This is a genomic window from Armatimonadota bacterium (genome assembly GCA_016223145.1).
Classification (GTDB): domain Bacteria; phylum Armatimonadota; class Fimbriimonadia; order Fimbriimonadales; family Fimbriimonadaceae; genus Nitrosymbiomonas.
On sequence record JACRPN010000009.1, the window covers coordinates 221,825 to 238,247 of the forward strand.

At 59.3% G+C, this 16,423-nt stretch carries 17 protein-coding genes; 11 read left to right on the forward strand and 6 right to left on the reverse strand.

Annotation, left to right across the window (positions count from 1 at the left end; translation table 11 throughout):
• Positions 1 to 145: 145 nt before the first annotated feature.
• The 4 genes from HZC36_08070 (at position 146) to HZC36_08085 (ending at position 6,082) form a co-directional block, all read left to right on the forward strand.
• Positions 146 to 1,054, forward strand: a complete 909-nt coding sequence (locus tag HZC36_08070; GenBank protein MBI5706931.1) for a hypothetical protein — start codon at positions 146 to 148, stop codon at positions 1,052 to 1,054.
• Positions 1,055 to 1,984: 930 nt separating this feature from the next.
• Positions 1,985 to 2,698: an RHS repeat-associated core domain-containing protein gene (locus tag HZC36_08075; GenBank protein MBI5706932.1), complete on the forward strand. Its 714-nt coding sequence runs from the start codon at positions 1,985 to 1,987 to the stop codon at positions 2,696 to 2,698.
• Between the two features lie 788 nt (positions 2,699 to 3,486).
• On the forward strand, positions 3,487 to 4,737 hold the full coding sequence (locus HZC36_08080; protein ID MBI5706933.1) for an RHS repeat-associated core domain-containing protein: 1,251 nt from the start codon (positions 3,487 to 3,489) through the stop codon (positions 4,735 to 4,737).
• 712 nt (positions 4,738 to 5,449) lie between these two features.
• Entirely contained in the window at positions 5,450 to 6,082 is a 633-nt protein-coding gene (locus tag HZC36_08085) for a hypothetical protein (protein ID MBI5706934.1), read from the forward strand.
• 43 nt (positions 6,083 to 6,125) lie between these two features.
• Here HZC36_08085 and HZC36_08090 read toward each other — a convergent pair whose 3' ends face one another.
• Positions 6,126 to 7,412 carry a hypothetical protein gene (locus HZC36_08090; protein MBI5706935.1) on the reverse strand — a complete coding sequence of 429 codons (1,287 nt, stop codon included), beginning with the start codon at positions 7,410 to 7,412 and terminating at the stop codon, positions 6,126 to 6,128.
• Positions 7,413 to 7,494: 82 nt separating this feature from the next.
• Positions 7,495 to 8,595: a hypothetical protein gene (locus HZC36_08095; protein MBI5706936.1), complete on the reverse strand. Its 1,101-nt coding sequence runs from the start codon at positions 8,593 to 8,595 to the stop codon at positions 7,495 to 7,497.
• A gap of 150 nt (positions 8,596 to 8,745) precedes the next feature.
• Here HZC36_08095 and HZC36_08100 point away from each other — a divergent pair, with 150 nt between their 5' ends.
• On the forward strand, positions 8,746 to 9,255 hold the full coding sequence (locus HZC36_08100; protein ID MBI5706937.1) for a dihydrofolate reductase: 510 nt from the start codon (positions 8,746 to 8,748) through the stop codon (positions 9,253 to 9,255).
• 156 nt (positions 9,256 to 9,411) lie between these two features.
• Here the strand turns inward: HZC36_08100 and HZC36_08105 are convergent, their stop codons facing one another.
• Both HZC36_08105 and mntR read right to left on the reverse strand, forming a co-directional pair.
• Entirely contained in the window at positions 9,412 to 9,927 is a 516-nt protein-coding gene (locus tag HZC36_08105; GenBank protein MBI5706938.1) for a GNAT family N-acetyltransferase, read from the reverse strand.
• Positions 9,928 to 9,948: 21 nt separating this feature from the next.
• Complete coding sequence (mntR, locus tag HZC36_08110; protein MBI5706939.1) at positions 9,949 to 10,371, reverse strand: manganese-binding transcriptional regulator MntR; 423 nt, start codon at positions 10,369 to 10,371, stop codon at positions 9,949 to 9,951.
• Between the two features lie 85 nt (positions 10,372 to 10,456).
• On the opposite strand from mntR, the gene HZC36_08115 reads away from it, so the two are divergent.
• The 5 genes from HZC36_08115 (at position 10,457) to HZC36_08135 (ending at position 15,316) form a co-directional block, all read left to right on the forward strand.
• Positions 10,457 to 11,875, forward strand: coding sequence for an Nramp family divalent metal transporter (locus HZC36_08115; protein MBI5706940.1), 1,419 nt, complete (start codon positions 10,457 to 10,459; stop codon positions 11,873 to 11,875).
• A gap of 178 nt (positions 11,876 to 12,053) precedes the next feature.
• Positions 12,054 to 13,328, forward strand: a complete 1,275-nt coding sequence (locus tag HZC36_08120) for a trypsin-like peptidase domain-containing protein (GenBank protein MBI5706941.1) — start codon at positions 12,054 to 12,056, stop codon at positions 13,326 to 13,328.
• Between the two features lie 183 nt (positions 13,329 to 13,511).
• Complete coding sequence (locus tag HZC36_08125; protein MBI5706942.1) at positions 13,512 to 14,039, forward strand: hypothetical protein; 528 nt, start codon at positions 13,512 to 13,514, stop codon at positions 14,037 to 14,039.
• Positions 14,040 to 14,102: 63 nt separating this feature from the next.
• Entirely contained in the window at positions 14,103 to 14,657 is a 555-nt protein-coding gene (locus HZC36_08130) for an AAA family ATPase (protein ID MBI5706943.1), read from the forward strand.
• A gap of 44 nt (positions 14,658 to 14,701) precedes the next feature.
• Positions 14,702 to 15,316, forward strand: coding sequence for an SRPBCC domain-containing protein (locus tag HZC36_08135; GenBank protein MBI5706944.1), 615 nt, complete (start codon positions 14,702 to 14,704; stop codon positions 15,314 to 15,316).
• Between the two features lie 26 nt (positions 15,317 to 15,342).
• On the opposite strand, the gene HZC36_08140 is transcribed toward HZC36_08135, so the two are convergent.
• Both HZC36_08140 and HZC36_08145 read right to left on the reverse strand, forming a co-directional pair.
• Entirely contained in the window at positions 15,343 to 15,900 is a 558-nt protein-coding gene (locus tag HZC36_08140; protein ID MBI5706945.1) for a DUF1905 domain-containing protein, read from the reverse strand.
• An 88-nt stretch (positions 15,901 to 15,988) separates the two neighbouring features.
• The gene (locus HZC36_08145; protein ID MBI5706946.1) at positions 15,989 to 16,177 is read right to left on the reverse strand and encodes an RNA-binding protein; all 189 of its coding nucleotides are present in this window, start codon (positions 16,175 to 16,177) and stop codon (positions 15,989 to 15,991) included.
• A 110-nt stretch (positions 16,178 to 16,287) separates the two neighbouring features.
• Here HZC36_08145 and HZC36_08150 point away from each other — a divergent pair, with 110 nt between their 5' ends.
• Entirely contained in the window at positions 16,288 to 16,422 is a 135-nt protein-coding gene (locus HZC36_08150; GenBank protein MBI5706947.1) for a hypothetical protein, read from the forward strand.
• Position 16,423: the final 1 nt, after the last annotated feature.

Here is a 16,423-nt window from a genome sequence, read left to right on the forward strand (position 1 = left end):
GAAGGCTGGCGGGCCAGGTTCCTGTACGGCTGCAACCCACCTGATTGTGCGCTTGTCCTCTCGTTCAGAATTCAGCCCACTTGGGTGCCCTCCATTGAGATCCAACTGATGATAGCCAAGAGTCAAAGCAAGAGTAGCCATCAAAATGACAGATATCTCCGTTCTTCAGACCCGCTTGATGCTCTTTGAGCAGCGCTTCTTCGAAGCCGAACACGCAATACTTGCCCTTAGTTCAACAGATAATGACAGGCTAGTAGGGGATGTCCAGTGCTTACGGATCGGGGTAAAGCTCTTGGCGCTGGAGTACGATGATGCTCGGGGCCTAGCGGCGAAAATGCTCGATGAAGGAATAGCTTACTCCAGCTATCCACTGGAAGCTGTCGAAGCCTTAGTCCTGACTGGAGCGTGGAATTCTTACTCGCAGCTACCGCAGTCAGAAAAGCACAACGAAAGTGCTCACCACTTCAGCGTGGCTCTCCTCGCAAGCGCCTTGGGCGATGTGCATAGGGCTGTCACCGTCTATGAAAATCTATGTGCTGACGAAGACCCGATTGTACGCCGGAAAGCCTTGGCACGCGTCGTCCCACTCCTTTTCGACACCAAACAGTTTGGCCGGGCCTCTGCCTTGGTCGAAGCGTTTCTTGCAGCGACAGGCGATGAGCAATCGGCCCTGGCCCTGGATGCTTGGATTTATCTAAGCAGCAATGAAACTACTGATCCCTCCCGTTTTCGCAGGTTTCAGCCGGACATCGCTTCTCCTCTGCTGGCGAGCCAACTGGCGTCACTTTTCGGCAGGCTCGGTGAATGGCGTCTTTCATTTGAGTATGCCTTGGCATATCTACGAGCCAATCCCTGGGATGATAGAATGGTCTTCATCCTCGGAGATACGTCAATGCGCATCGGAGATGCAGAGAGCACCATTTCATCGTTTGAATCTTTGATTGGTCCCGGTGAGCTCCGAGTTCCAGCGCTTGCTCGATTGAGAGCGTTTCTCTTCAAGGAACGTCGTTTCCGTGAACTGATCAGCCTAGCGAGGAGGCTGGCCAAAGAATAGGATGACCGAATGATCTCCTTCTGTCACACTTGTCGTCACCCAATGGGAGCATTCGGCCGGCCACGACCGGCCACCCTTCGGGTGGGTCATCAGGAGAAAGACGTAGGGTCGGGTGCCTGCAGACGCCAGTCTGCTGCGAAGGGTGGCTCCGCCAGGAGAAGGGTAAAGCCCCGAGAGCCATCCACGAACCGAAGGACACGCTTGCGAGCCGGGAGCAAGCTGGCGCATCGCTCCACGATCACGAACCAGAGAAGGCTTGCAGATTCAGCAGACTGGCGTCTGCAGCCACCCGAACGTACGATATACTGGACACCCACCCGAAGGGTGGCTCGCCCGGACTCGGATGGTCTGGTGGCATCTCGCCCGGACAGGGTGTCTACTTTGAACATAGAGTCACAAGTTCAATCGAGATTGACAATCCCACGACTGGCAACAACATTTTCAAGTTAATTGACGAACTAATAGGAGCTGTGAAGAAGTGCCTCCTCCGCATGGATTGAGCCTGAGCTTGAAACTCCTGGTTACTGGCCTTGGCTTGGCCTTCTTGTTGATCGTCCACCTTACTACTGAGCCATCGGTGGCAAAGCGAATGGTCCACAATTACTTCCGAGGCTTTCGCTTTCAAGAACCTACGGCAGCGGACTTGGCGCGATTCCGGACTGTGGATATTGTCACCGCATGGCTAGTCGTGTTGTATGGCTTGGCTTCGCTTTGGAGCGATTCCATGGGTCTTCTGCTCTTGCTACCGCTGGTTGCCGCAGTAGCTACGGCAATCGGATATGCGGTCGCGCAGTTCAGAGCGCAATGGTCTGGCAGCAATAGGAAGGGAACTGATTGAGCGGGGCCACAGGGAGTCACCTTACCTCGGGTATCTCCGAACGGCGAGGCACCGCTACAACGTATTCTCACGCCGGCATCAAAAACGCCGAGGTGCAGACGGGTTCAGGACTGACGGTTTCTGCCACCAGCCAGTACGACGCCTTCGGCAACCTGGCCGCAAGCACGGGCACCTGGAAAGGCCCGTTTGCCTACGGCGGCCCGTTCGGCTACCAGTCCGACGCCTCGGGCCTGAAACTGCTGGGCCACCGGTATTACGATTCGGGTACCGGCCGGTTTCTCACAAGGGATCCCGTGAAGGACGGAAGGAACTGGTATGGGTATTGCTATGGGAGCCCAGTCTCGCTTGCAGACAATAACGGCGAACTACCTTTTCTCGTTGTGCTGTTTCTGTGGGGCGTCGCCGCAGGTGGAGTAATGGAACTCTGCCCTATCCTGCCGAGTCCGGGAGGAATAGCAAAGGGCGTAGAAAAAGGCGTAGCCAAGGGGATAGCAAAGGAGGTTCTTGTCGAAGTCGGTGAAACGGCAGCCAAGCAGGCAGTTCGGAAGCATCACTGGATACCTCGCGAAATCATCAGGCTTCTCGAGGAGATCGGCATCAAGGACGCACGCATTCGCGGCGTTAAGGGTGCCCCAAACGTCTACTTGGTTCCTAAGGACTGGCACGACTTCATCCATATGGGGAAGGGTGGAGGAGCTTACAATGATTGGTGGAAACAACAACTCGAGGACTTGGGTCCCAAGCCAAAGGTTGAGCAGGAGCTCCAATTGAAGGATCAGCTACTCAAGCTGTTTCACGGTGAATGATGACCAGGCTGTACGCGATGACTTCAGATTATGGCGCTGGCTTTGCGCAAGCGTCAAGTAAGGCTGCTAGCTACCGAATACTCAAAGACTCGTTCTGCCCTTCCTGTTCTTACGGTGCCGTGAGGCGGTATCCGATGGAGATAGAATGGGAAGTCGGATCTACCGAAGTTGCAGACATGTTTTACGTGCTATTTGGAGGATTACTGGCTAAGGCTACCCTGGCTGAGGCTTTGTGGCAGAGGTTCGGAGGAATTGAGTTCTCGATGATCACGATGCATCAGGACCCTTCGCTCGATGTGGCAACACCAACGAATAGGCAAGACCGGATCTTATTGCCATATGATGGTCCGGAACTGCTTGAGATTGTCCCCTTGCTCACCATTGAGGCGAATGACTGTACCATTGTCCGGACCTCGCATCGAGAGTGTGGCAAGTGTGGCCGGCTATATCACGTTTATGGAGAGTGGGCGAACAGAGGTGGGTTTCCAAGCGATCGATATCCGGAGGATGAAGAGATGATCATCGTAGATTGCAGGGTACTAGGTAAACGTCCACTCTTTCGTTTGATTGACTATTTTCCGTTGATCTGCAGTGCGGAGTTCAAGATGTGGTTTGAAGATATCGGCCTTCAGGGAGTGAGGTTCGCACCTTGTGGTCGTGTGGAATAGGCGTTGGAGCAGCCTTCGGTTTGGCTTCAGAGGCTCGCTATGCTTCGGGCGGCAGCAGACGAAGACTGAAGGAGGCGGTTTCAAGGCGCACGTAGCGCTCCCAATGCCACCGCCGACAACATGTCGTCGAAGACTGTGGACTCGGTGACGACAAGTTACACCTACGATGCGATCGATCAGCTTCTGAGCGAGTCTCGGAGTGGCTACTCAGCGTCGTACACTTATGATGCGAATGGAAACCGCGCCACAAGAACGGTGAATGGACTCTTGGAAACGTACGCGAACGATGCAGGAGACAAGCTGACCTCGGTCACGTGGTCGGGGGGATCGAAGACGTTCGGGTATGACGCCGCCGGCCGGACGACCTCGATCATCACGGCTTCGGGGACAACCTCTCTGGCTTACGATTACGAGTCCAGGGTCTCCAGCATCACGTATCCCAACGCCTCGGTCGACACGTTCACCTATAACGGTCTGGATACCCGGGTCGGCAAGGGCGGAGCACAGGGAAGCTCGACGTTCAAGAGGAACGGGGTTGGGGTCACCGCTCCTGTCCTGAGCGACGGCGATGCAACCTACACCCCAGGCATCTCAGAGCGAAGAGGCAGCGCCACAACCTACTCTCACACAGGCATAAAGAACGCAGAAGTACAGACGTCAAGCTCCCAAGCCGTTTCTGCCACCAATCAGTACGACGCCTTCGGCAACCTGGCCTCAAGCACCGGCACCTGGAACGGCCCGTTTGCCTACGGCGGCCCGTTCGGCTATCAGTCCGACGCCTCCGGCCTGAAGCTCCTAGGGCATAGGTATTACGACTCCAGCACTGGGAGGTTCTTGACCAGGGATCCGGTGAAGGACGGAAGGAATTGGTATGGGTACTGTGGGAATAACCCGGTACGCCAAGCGGACCCGTCGGGCCTCTATGTCTGGGATGATCCCGACAACTGGTTCTACAACTTTATGGTTGGCCTGGGAGATGGAGTCAGCTTCGGATTGACAAAGCTCATCCGAGAGCCTATTGGCTTGAACGAATATGTTGACGAAGACAATGGCTGGCATCTGGGAGGCGAGATCGGAGGCAACGTCATCGGCCTTTATGTGGGGGGTGCAGGGTTGGCCAAGGTTTGGGATGGCGCTGTAGGCGGGGCCCTGCGCTTAGGCGGCAATGGCACTCGGGCGTCCCACCTAATAAGGATCGAGAGCGGAAATGTGCACCTGATCTCCGGGCAGAAGTGGAGCGCGATCCGGGTCTTGCACTTCCACGTGAATGCTCTTGGGCTAGAATCGCTACACCTGCCGTATCAGCTTTGGTACCATTTCGCTGTCCTCAAGACCCTCCGATGGATGGTCGACTGGACGCGCGAGGAGTAAGCAGCTGGGGCTAAAGTGACCATGCCTAAACAAGAGCGCATTCGGATTACTGAGACCCGTGGCGGCGCATTACTGATGAACGTCCTTCGGGGGACTGCACATTTCACGTCGCTTTCCACGCTATCCACGACCTCGGAAGAGGACCCCAGTGGTGCGATAACTTGGTTCGCTGATTCGTTCCTTAAGGGATATTTGATGGAGGGTCCTGGAGCCGCTGAGTTTCTCTCGTACCGGGACTTGGATGTGATCTACTTTGCTCTACTCCTCGTGCGGAAAGGAGCTTCAACAGAGGACGTTTCAATCTTCTCCGAGGCCGAAAGACTGTACGACAGAACTGTGGAAGACACACCATGGCCGGTCACTAAGCTGCTTGTGCTAGACGGACTTCCACCTGAAGTTGGTGTGCCGATACACGTTCGATACCGGTTCCTTTGCTCGGTGATTGGTGATTGCACGACGAACGGCAGAACGGACTGGCGAAGCCAGCACTTACGGGACATAATCCCAGACTGGAGCGGACTAGAGCCCATCGAATACCAAGCGCGGGAGGTCTTTCGCTCCATGAAGCCGTTCTTCTTGTTCAGATCGCACCATCGTCACCAAGGGAAAGAGCTTCTTAGGTTAAAGTCTGAAATTGAGCACCAACCCGATTGGGATAGATGTGCTTACGAGCCCGCCGCTAAAAGTGTACGCTGACTTTGGATTCCTACACATGCAACCCGCAGACAATATGTCCTCAAAGACCGTGGACTCGGTGACGACCAGCTACACCTACGATGCGATCGATCAGCTCCTGAGCGAGTCCCGGAGCGGGTATTCCGCGTCCTACACGTATGACGCGAACGGGAACAGGGCGACAAGAACGGTGAATGGACTGCTGGAGACCTATACCAACGAAGCTGGCGACAAGCTGACCTCGGTCACGTGGTCGGGGGGCTCGAAGACGTTCGGTTATGACGCTGCCGGAAGAACGACTTCAATCACCACAAGCGCCGGAACAACGAACCTGGTCTACGACTACGAGTCAAGAGTTACCGCCATCTCGTACCCTGGAGGCGGGTCAGATACCTTCACTTACAATGGCCTCGACACCCGGGTCGGCAAGGGCGGCTCTCAGGAAGCCTTCACCTTCAAGCGCGATGGTGTGGACGTGACCGATCCCGTGCTGAACGATGGCGCAGCCAACTACACGCCGGGAGTGAGTGAACGAAGGTCAGGTACGAGCAAGTTCAACGTCAGTGACTACCTGGGAACGAACTCCCGGCAACTGGATACCTCTCAGGCCACGGCGGCAACCCGGGTGCCCACGCCATCGGTTGCCTGTTTGAGGTCACTCTCGCTTTAGTGCGGCATCCTGTTGTGTGCGTTGCGCGACGTCAGGGTTGTGTTCACGGCTTGATGCGGGCGATGACGGTGCTGCCGCGGCCTTTGTCGTTGGTGATGCTTTGGATCGTCCAGAGGTCCACTCGGTTGTCGCCATCGATCATCGAACCGCTGTAATCGCCCCAAGCTCCGCCCTCGGTGGCGGCGAGCCCCTCACCCAGCGCAAGGATCGGCCCCAGCTTGCCGAGCGGATCGCCCGCCCTTCGCCAGGCGCACCGGGGCGAGATGAACATGTCCGGACCGGTTTCCTGAAAGCCCACGAGCACGTCGCCTCGACGGTTTACGGCGAGAGTGGTCTCGATGTAACTGTTCCGTGGGTGGGCGATCAGACCACTTTGCACGAACGTGCCGTCCAGCCTGACCTGGTGCCACTGGACCCCCGCGCGACTCTCGACGTTGACGGTCTGCGAAAACCAAAGGCAGCCGTTCTGGACGACCAGGTTCTTGGGGTTCCGGTCTCCCGAGGCGGTCGTCGCCGACGTGCCCTTCATGGGGGAGGCGGGGGGCCAACCGAAGTATCGAAACTTATGAGGAGCCCGCACCACCGAGGCCACCACCGGAACGCCCCTGGAATTCGCACGAACCGTGGCGATCACGATCTCCGACTGCGTCAGGTTGACGAACTGGAGATCGTCCGAAGGGTCCTGGTTGAAGACCGGGTGGCCCAGGGACCCCGCGAAGTGATAGACCGTCGCGGGACGGCCCGCCTTGAGCTCGGCCATCCGAAGGACGAACGTGCACTCCTCACCGCCTGGGAAAGAATACGCCACCCATTTGCGGCTGTAGCCGATCCCGCCGCCGTCCACGCCGTTCGGTGCAGGCACGGGGTAGGTATTCCAAGCGCCACGGGGATCGGAGGTCTCGGAAACAGAGATGTTGACCGGTTTCTTCTTCTCGGCATCCCAGGGGTTCCAGAGGTCGAAGCCAAACACGCGGTTGTGGAGGTCGAAAAATAGCTTCGGATCGATGCCGCCGTTGAACTCGCTCTGCGGGACTCCGTCCACGTAGTTTCCGGACTTGTCATAGAGAGTGATGCCAAGGTTGGTGCCGTGGACCACGAACCCGCCGCCGACGGCGATCTGGGGGTCGACCTGGCGGTTGCCGTCCGCGGCGCCGTCGAAAACCAAGTGTCCTTGGATCGTGCGCGGGTTGCCTCCCTGCACGCGCTTCTTGGCGGCTCCCCCTTTATTGAATGTGGCGTTCCGAATGGGGGTGATCACCTCGGTTCGGACGGGTTCGATATCCTGGAAGGGCACCAGGAGCATCAGCGACGCCAGTGAGGTGAGCAGCATGACGGCCCCCAGTGTACTGGGCAGTTAGGGTGTCTGGCTGGAGGCAACGCTGCCAGTCAAGGGCCGCTGTGGGTTCGCCGGCTCAGAACCCCGTCATCTTTTTGCCGCCGAGCATGAGCATGAGCGACGTTTTGGTTTGGATGCGGGGCAACGGCTGGGCTTTGTCGAGCGCCGCGCCGGGGCCGTAGCCCGCCATCTGCATCATCACGAAATCGGCATTGGCGAAGATGCCGGCCGGCACGTTGACGCTGGTCCGATCCCCAGCCATGAACAGCGTCTTCGCGACGAAATCGCGCACTTCGGCCATCTGAAGGAACCCCATGTCGCCCATCAGCGCCTCGTTGAAGACCTCCGACGAAGTCCAGATGATCATCGTGTTCTTGCCTTCCATCGCGACGATCGAGGCGTTTAGCCCGAGGGCGTTGGGGATGGCGTCCCACTTGAAGTTCATCGCCTTCTTAAGGTCGATCTTCCTATCGAGGTTGGGCGAAGACATCATGATCGGCGCCATGAACTCCACGTTCGAGGGTGCCTCGATGTCCACGTTCCCGGTGTAGCTGGTCGTGAGGCTGTATTTGCCGCTCAGCGAGGCGGCCTTGTCGATGCTCCCAGGCTGCGACTTCGTGGGCCAGTAGCCGGTGGTCCAGCCCTCCTTGTAGTAATAGGATTCGCCGGCCATGTTGGCCTCGCGCACGCGGTTCTTCATGGCCTCCTTCTGGTCGTCCGAGATTCCCGACCAGGTGATGACCTTGGGCTGGTTCTCCTTCACCGTCTCGGAGGAGCCCCAATACACCTTGATCGTGAAGCTCTCGGGGTTGGCGTCAGGGTCGAAGTCGCGGACTTTGCCGCCTGCGGCCTTGCCGTCGGGCCGATAGAGTTCGAGGTCGAGCTTGGCGCCTTGCTTGAGACCTGCAGGAGGGGCGACGGAGGCTTTGGCGTCGGCCGGAGCGATCGTGGGAGACCAGAGCCGGATGTTCAGGAGGCGAGTGGGCTGTCCAGAGAACGCCATGGCCTGGGGCGGAAGCTTGATTCCGGGCGGAAGGCCGCTCAGGTCCATCGGCGGCATGCCGGCCATGCGGCCGACCTTTGTTTCGGCAAGGATGGCGAAATAGGCCTGATCCTCGGGGAAGAGGTGCGGCAGCGCGCAGGCGGCAAGGGTTAGGATGGCGGCTGGCTTGATCATACGGGTTTCTCCTTCAGCGGGCGACTTGGGCCGTCCGGAAGCTCAAGACGATTATGGCCCGGCGGCGAGAAGCTGTTAGGCCCCGAAGTCATCAAAGCCTCCATCCATATTGCGTTCGAATCGTGGCACGATCGGGCGTAAGATACGGAAATGCGCAAGGTTCGGTATTGTGTGGCGGCAAGCCTCGACGGGTTCATCGCCGACGCCCAGGGTGGACATGATTGGATCCTCATGGACCCTTCAATCGACTTCGTGGCGTTCATGCAGCAGTTCGACACGGTGCTGATGGGTCGCGGCACCTACGAGGCGTCCAAAGGGATGTCAGGGGGAGAAATGCCTGGAATGACGGCCATCGTGTGCTCAAGGACACTCGAAGAGGCCGCAGCGCAAGGCGTTCAGGTGGTTCGGGACGGGGTGCAGGCCGTAGCCGAATTGCGCCAGAAAGCGGGCAAGGACATCTGGCTTTTTGGCGGCGGCAACCTCTTTCGGTCGCTACTGGATGCGGGGGCCGTGGACCAGATCGAGTTGAGCTTGATTCCAGTGCTTTTGGGTTCGGGCATTCCGTTGCTACCGCCCGGGAAGCGCTCACCTACATTGAGACTGAACGAGCAAAGCTCGCTGCCGAATGGGACTGTAGTGCTGACCTACTCGACAAGGTAAGAGCACGTTTGCGGCGCATCTCAAAAGTCGCTATTCCGCCCTTACAGGGCTAGATCCCAAACGGCCACCAGCTTCAGGGGCTTCGCCCTTCGCTTGGACTTTTCGGCCCGCTGGGCCTTCGGACGCGACCCTGCGGGTGCCTTCTGTTCCGAACCCTCAGTTCACGGCAGCCTTCGCCGCTTCGTGAGAAGCCGCATCAAGCTCGTAGATGCACCCTTCAAGGTCGTCCGACGGCAACTCGCGAAAGCCCAGCCGCCCCAAGAGCCGACGTGCCCGGAGATTCTCTTTCCGAGTTCCGGTTAGGAAGCCCGGCGTCGCCAAACTGTCGAAAGCGTATCTGAGAAGCGCTTGACAGCTCTCATGAGCGAGCCCCTGGCCCCAGTAGGCCGAATCGAACACGAACCCCAGATTCCGAAAACCGGGCGAGGCATCGGTTCGAACGCCAAAGTGAAGGTGCCCAATGAGCGAGCCCGTTTCCTTTAGGCACACCGCGAGAAAGTCCTCGCTGCCCTCAAAGAACTTGGCCACGGCCTGAATTCCGACGTCATCGAGCGGATAGGGGGAGTCCAGCCGCGTGACCTCCGGTTTGGACAAGTAAGCCTGAAGGGACGGCCAGTCCGTGAACCGAAATGGCCGCAGCAGAGTTCGCTCGGTCAGGAGCTCTATCGGCACATGGCCATTATGGAGCCGGGGTCAGCTGGCCGTTCGCGCCAACACAAACCGCTCCATAAGCTCCAGGGTCGTCTTGCTCACGTGATGCTCGATGCCCTCCGCCTCAACTTCAGCCGCTTCACTGTCTAGCCCCAGCGCCACCAGAAAGCCGACGACCACCCGGTGGCGACGTCTGCACTCACGCGCCAGGGCGAGGCCCGCATCGGTTAGGCGCGTGGGACGGTAGGGACTCAGGACCACAAGGCCCTCCTTTTCGAGCCTTCGCATCGCCTTGGCGACGGTTGGGTGCGCCACGCCCATGCGTGTCGCGATGTCGGTCAGCCGCGCCTCTCCTTGCTCGTCGATCAGGTCCAGAACGGCCTCGACGTAGTCCTCGGCAAGTTCCACCCGATGGTCTTCGCGGGTTTGTTTGAACCTGGCCGCATGAAGATCGTGCGCGTTCATCCGAAAAATTGTAGCATGGGCTTGACTTCCCAAATGAAGCCTGGGCTACAATTGAATATGTAGCCACAGCTACAAAGCTTTGCGTATGGCGACAGTGGTCAAAGACAAGGTCACGAAGGCTGGGCCGGAATCCGCATTCCGGTCGTTGCCCGAGGCGCACCGGACGATCGGCATTCCGGCCGGACGCGCGGGTTGGCGTCGGTGGCTGGCCTTTGCCGGCCCCGGGTTCCTCGTGAGTGTCGGCTACATGGACCCCGGGAACTGGGGCACGGACCTCGCAGGCGGCTCCAAATTCGGCTATGCGCTTCTCTGGGTGATCTTCCTCTCCAATTTGATGGCGCAGTTCCTCCAGGTGCTCTGCGCGAGGATGGGGCTTGTTACCGGCAAAGACCTTGCAATGGCGTGTCGCGACTACTACAAGCGTCCAGCGGCCATCGCCATGTGGATCCTGTGCGAAATCGCGATCATCGCCTGCGATCTTGCCGAGGTGGTGGGCTCGGCGGTCGCGCTGAACCTGCTCTTTGGCATCCGGTTGGAGGTCGGTGTCGTGTTGACGGGCCTGGACGTCCTGCTCCTGCTGGGCTTCATGCGCTTTGGGTTCCGCAAGATCGAGGCGATCGTGTTCACGCTCGTCCTCACCGTATTTGGCTGTTTCGTGTACGAGATCCTCTTGGCGAGCCCCGATTGGAGCCTGATCGCGAAGGGAACCCTGGTTCCCTCGATGCCTAATATGGAAGCTCTCTTGATCTCCGTCGGCATTCTGGGTGCGACGGTGATGCCGCACAACCTCTATTTGCACTCCAGCATTGTGCAGACCCGCAAGGTCGAGGCTCAAGATGAGGGCATGAAGGAGGCTATTCGTTCGAATACCATCGACACGGTGGTCGCTCTCAGCCTGGCGTTCTTCGTCAACGCGGCAATCCTGATCCTGGCGGCCTCGGTGTTCTACGGCAAGGGCCACGCCGTCGAGGAGTTGGCCCAAGGGCACGTACTGCTGCAAACCACGCTTGGCGCGGGCTCGGCGATGGCCTTTGCCTTGGCATTGTTGGCTTCCGGCCAATCCTCGACGATCACAGGCACGCTCGCCGGGCAGATCGTGATGGAAGGCTTCATGAAGTGGCGCCTTGCCCCGTGGAAGCGCCGCCTCCTCACGCGGTCCTTGGCCATCGTGCCGGCGGTGATCATCATCCACTTGAGCGGCGGCAAGGACACGGTCAACCTGCTCATCTTCTCCCAGGTGGTGCTCTCGATGCAGCTTCCGTTCGCGATCTTCCCCCTGATCCACATCACGAGCGATCCCGAGAAGATGGGCAAGTACGTGAACCGGATCGAGGTTCGCGTGCTGGGGTACATGGTGGGCGTTCTCATTGCCGGGCTCAACGTGTTCCTGCTCTACCAGTCGATCGGCCCGCTTTGGTTGGGATTGGCCGTCGCACTGATGATCGCGTTTTCGGTGTATGTCAAGGCTTACAAGGCCCCTGCACCGGTCGAAGCCCAGGCCTGATCCCCCATTCGAACGAGACCGTACTCCCTCTGCCGCGTGTCGACGAGTCACTGCCTCGGAGGGGCCGGATACGTTCAGACTAGGACCACCGGGACCATCCAGAAACAAACCCTAACACGTCGCGTCCAACGACAAAGTTATGGGATTGACGAATCAATTTGCTCATAATGCGCCTAAGATGATCGCCAAGCTCATCGTTCCAGCCGCATTGCTCGTAACGGTTACCTTGTCTGGCTGCGGCCCCAAAAAACAGGGACCGATTGGCCCGGAGGATCCGCCCGCACCCAAAACCCGCGCACAGATCATCGAGCAGGGAACGCTCGCGGTGGCCAAGGTCATCTCGCTGGATGACAACGAGAAGCAGCTCGGGCATGGCTCGGGCACGATCATCGACAAGGCGGGCTATATCCTGACCAACTGGCACGTGGTGGGAATGACCGATGACGAAGTCCTCGATCGCACCGGGCAGGGACACTCCCCCGGCGAGATGCACAACAAGAACGGCCTAGTCCTGATCGCCATCCCGGAGGACACGAAGACGGCTCCGACTGCCAACTACGTGGGATTGGTCGTAGCGGGTGACTCCAAGAAGGACCTCGCCGTGGTCAAGATCGTCAGCCGGTATCCAACGACCGACTCACTGGAGGCCTCCTTGAAGACCGCACCTATCGAACTCGGTGATTCGGACCTGCTCAAGCGTGGCGACCCACTCTATATCCTGGGGTATCCGGGCGTTCGGCAGGACACCCCGAAATTCACTTCCAGCGAGGTCTCGGGTCCAACAGACCTCGATCGGGACGGCAAGGTGGACATCTGGGTGATCGAAGGAACGGTGAGTCCCGGCAATTCCGGTGGTATGGCCCTCGACGCCACAGGGAAGCTGGTGGGGGTTCCCACTTGGACTTATGATCCGGAAGCCGGTAGCTCGCTGGATGGCATGGTGGCCATCAACACCGCAAAGGCCCTCATTGACGAGGCCATTTCATTTGGTGGAACCAGGATTGGTCCGCCCGCGAAAGATTTGGCAAGCCGAAGGCTCCCAACGCCGAATCGAGCCCAGCTCATCGGAATGGGGACCATCGTCGAGGAGGGTACGGGAAACCCAGTGTCCGATGCCACCTTTGAGATTCTGCAGCCAGACCGGACAAGCTGGTCCCCGGTCCACGTTGAGACAGCCGAGGACATTGGGTCTCGTCCATGGGACCAAACCGAGCGGAGCATCATCGGCAGCACTCCTTCGGGGAGCCTTGTGGTCTGCGCAGCAGGTACAAGCGACCAGGCCGGGGGATTCCGTCTGAGAGTTGCGCCCGGAGCCTGGCGAATGGCGCCACTCTATCGGGGCTTGAGCTACGATTGCCGGGTAAGTGCTCGTGGCTATGCGGACTTCGTTGGAACCATTCGCATTCCTGAACAGGGCCCGCTCAACATCAGGGCCCAGCTGAAACGCAAGTAGGCTCGGTAAACGCGATGACGCCGCTTCAGTGGTTGGCCGTGACGCGTCCTGCCTCACAAAGCTGATGCCAGGCAGGATCGAACCTCTCCCGAAGACATCCGGCTCTGACGGGGATGGGGGCAGGTTTGCCCGCAAACCCCAAAGGTCCCAGCTCTCATGAGGGGTTCCCCTATACTGGACTCCATGAAGACGAACTGGTGGCAACTGACGGTCGGACTCACCCTTGGCCTCACGGCCGGCGTGACCCTTAAGGACAGCTTCGCTCAAGGCACTGCCGCACCGCAGGGCCAGAAGCCGCTGACCATTGGGGACTTTCCCGATCTTGGAAAAGGATTGATGGCGACACCCGGCTGTATGGGAATCAAGGTCTTCTCGCCGGATGGCGGCAAGCAGTTCGTGATCATGGCGTGGTTTGAGAACAAGAAGGCGGTCGAGTCCTGGTATTACGGCAAGATGCACACCGAGGCCATGGCGAAGTTCTTCCCGGGCATCTCGCCGAAGCCGCCGCTCTCCGGGTTCAAAGACGAAAAAGCGCCGATCTTGATGATCGCGTCGGTCACGCCGACGGATAAGGCGCTCCCCGGCCAGAAGCTCGCCGTCTCACAGATCGCCATCGAGGCCTACACGCCCGTTCCCGGAGGCGTGGCTTTGGGCAGCACTTTTGCACCGAGCGGGCTCAAAGTCCCAGGGCTGACCCGGATCGGCCCGTGAAGCCCTGCCCGCGAAGGTCTCCGGCCGGCGGCGAGCCAGGGACATCCGCGATAGGCGCCTGGAATGAAACGACCCCTGCTTGTCCTCGTCACGGGCAGACCCGGTTCAGGCAAGACGACGCTCGCCGCCTCCTTGGTTGAGGAGTTGCGCAGTCCGCTGGTCAGCCGCGACCGGCTGATGGAGGGCGCCTTGAGAACCCTGGGCCTCGACCTCGCGGAGGACCCGAAGCTGGCTCAGAGTATTTGTGACGCGTTCTTCGCAGAAATCGAGCTGCTCACTCGAAACCAGATCAGCGCGGTGGCGGAAGCCGCATTCCAGCACAAGGTTTGGGCGCCGAAGCTGGAGCCGATCCTCGGTCTCGCAGACCTGAGGGTGGTGATCTGCGAGCTTTCACCTGAAGCGGCTAGGGTGCGTTGCCAGGAACGCCTGCGGCAAGACCCGCTTTGGGTCCGCTACCATCCGTCCGCCGACGCGTTGGACCGACTGATCGCCACGTACGATCCACCGAAGTTGGACGCGCCGACGCTTCACATCGACACTTCGCGGAGTGTGGGCGCCCTCGTGCAGGATGTCGTGCACTTCCTTACCGGAACGGCCGTGCCTCCTCACCTCCAATAGGACCAAGGCGCGATGGCCCAAGTGCTTTGCTGTATGATGGCGGGATGAAAGTCGAGAACAAGCCGGATTACGCCATCGACGACGCGAGCTGCAAGGCGCAGACGGGCAAGACCCTCGGGCAGTGGTTTGCTGAACTCGACTCCATGGACGGCTTGGCGAAGGGCCGGCGCGAAGCGATCAACCACATGTTTGCCCAGACCAAAGACCCGTGGTGGCCCACCACGATCTACGTGGAGTATGAAAAGCACCATGGCGTGGTCAAAAAGGACGGGCTGCAAGAGGGCTATACGATCTGCTGCACGAAGTCGATCAATGCGCCGGTAGCCAAGGTTTACGGCGTTTGGACGGCCCCGGGCCAGTTTGGGCAGATGTTTGGCGACAACGGCAAGCAAGACTTGAAAGAAGGCGGATCGATCAGGTGTGACGCGGGGTGCAAAGGGACTTTCACCCGAATACGCCCGGAAAAGGACCTGCGCTTTACCTGGGAGCACCCCGGCTGCACCGCGCCCATCACCGTTGACGTTCAGTTCCAGGACAACAAGGGCAAAACGCTGATGAACGTGATGTCGTCGCGGATTCAAACTCGGAGCGAGGCGGATGGCCTCCGAAACGCCTGGGGAGAGGCGCTGATCAGGCTCAAGGCCATGGCCGAATCTTAGGTTGGGTGGCGGCTCATCGGCGTAACCTACTCATCATCGGCTACCGGGCAGCTCAGGCTCTTGTCAAACATCCCCGACCGGTCGAAACAGCATGGTCGGCGGTTGCCCTTCGACATTTTGTCCATGGCGACTGCGATCCGCTTCACGCGCGTCTCGGCCTTCTTGCCGGAGACGATCCAGTGGATCCAGTCCCTTCTGGCAAGAGCGGTGATGGCCTGCCAGGTCTCGCGCGCCTTCGGGATGGCCTCATCGAGCGCGGCCTGAAAGTCATCGGGAACCTCGGGCTCGGGCTCGATTTTTGCGGGGGCTATCTCAAAAGTGAGGGTGTCGCCGACCTTGGCTCCGAGCGCTTCCTGGAGCTTTGGCTTAACCCGCAGCCAATGTCCGCCCAAGCCGTCAGGTTCGAGGGTTGCGGCGAAGGGCCTCCCGTTGGCGGTCCCTTCGACCGAAACCATGCCCCGCGCCGGGAGCGGGTCGCTGGCTTCTTGCGGCAGCTTCAAGAAGGCCCAAGGCGCGCCTTTGTCCGCGCCTCCTGGATTGCGAAGGGTGGCTTGGAACTGGATGGTCTGGGTGGTTTCATCCATTGGTTAGGAGACACATTCTAGGCCGGAATCAGCACACACCAGCGAAATCCGGGATTGACAGCCTCAGCGCCTTCACGAACGCCGGGGCCTAATCCGCCATCGCGACGTTCTTGGCGAGGGTCTTGAATCGCTCGCCGTCCGATTGGACGACGGTGACTGTGACAGCACCCGTCTTGCTCGTGTGCATGTCGCGCACGATGCCGGATTTCCCTTTGTGCGTGCCGGCGATGACTTGGCACTTCGCGCCGTCTTGTATCGGTTTCGAATGGGGTTGCATGATTCGGTGGATTAAGTGTAGTCGAATCCGGCGTCGAGGCGAACGATTGCGTCGCCCTTAGGCGGCGATGATAGAATCTTCCAACGAGGACCCTCTTGGCCCTCGCCGCGATGCTGGCCAAGCAGACGGCCACAATGCTGTCCAGCCATGCCGGGCCGGTGAACTGTTTCGCAGTTTCTCCAGACGGCAAGTCCCTTGCGAGCGGGAGTCTGGATATGACGGTTCGCCTGTGGTCGGCGCCGTAGG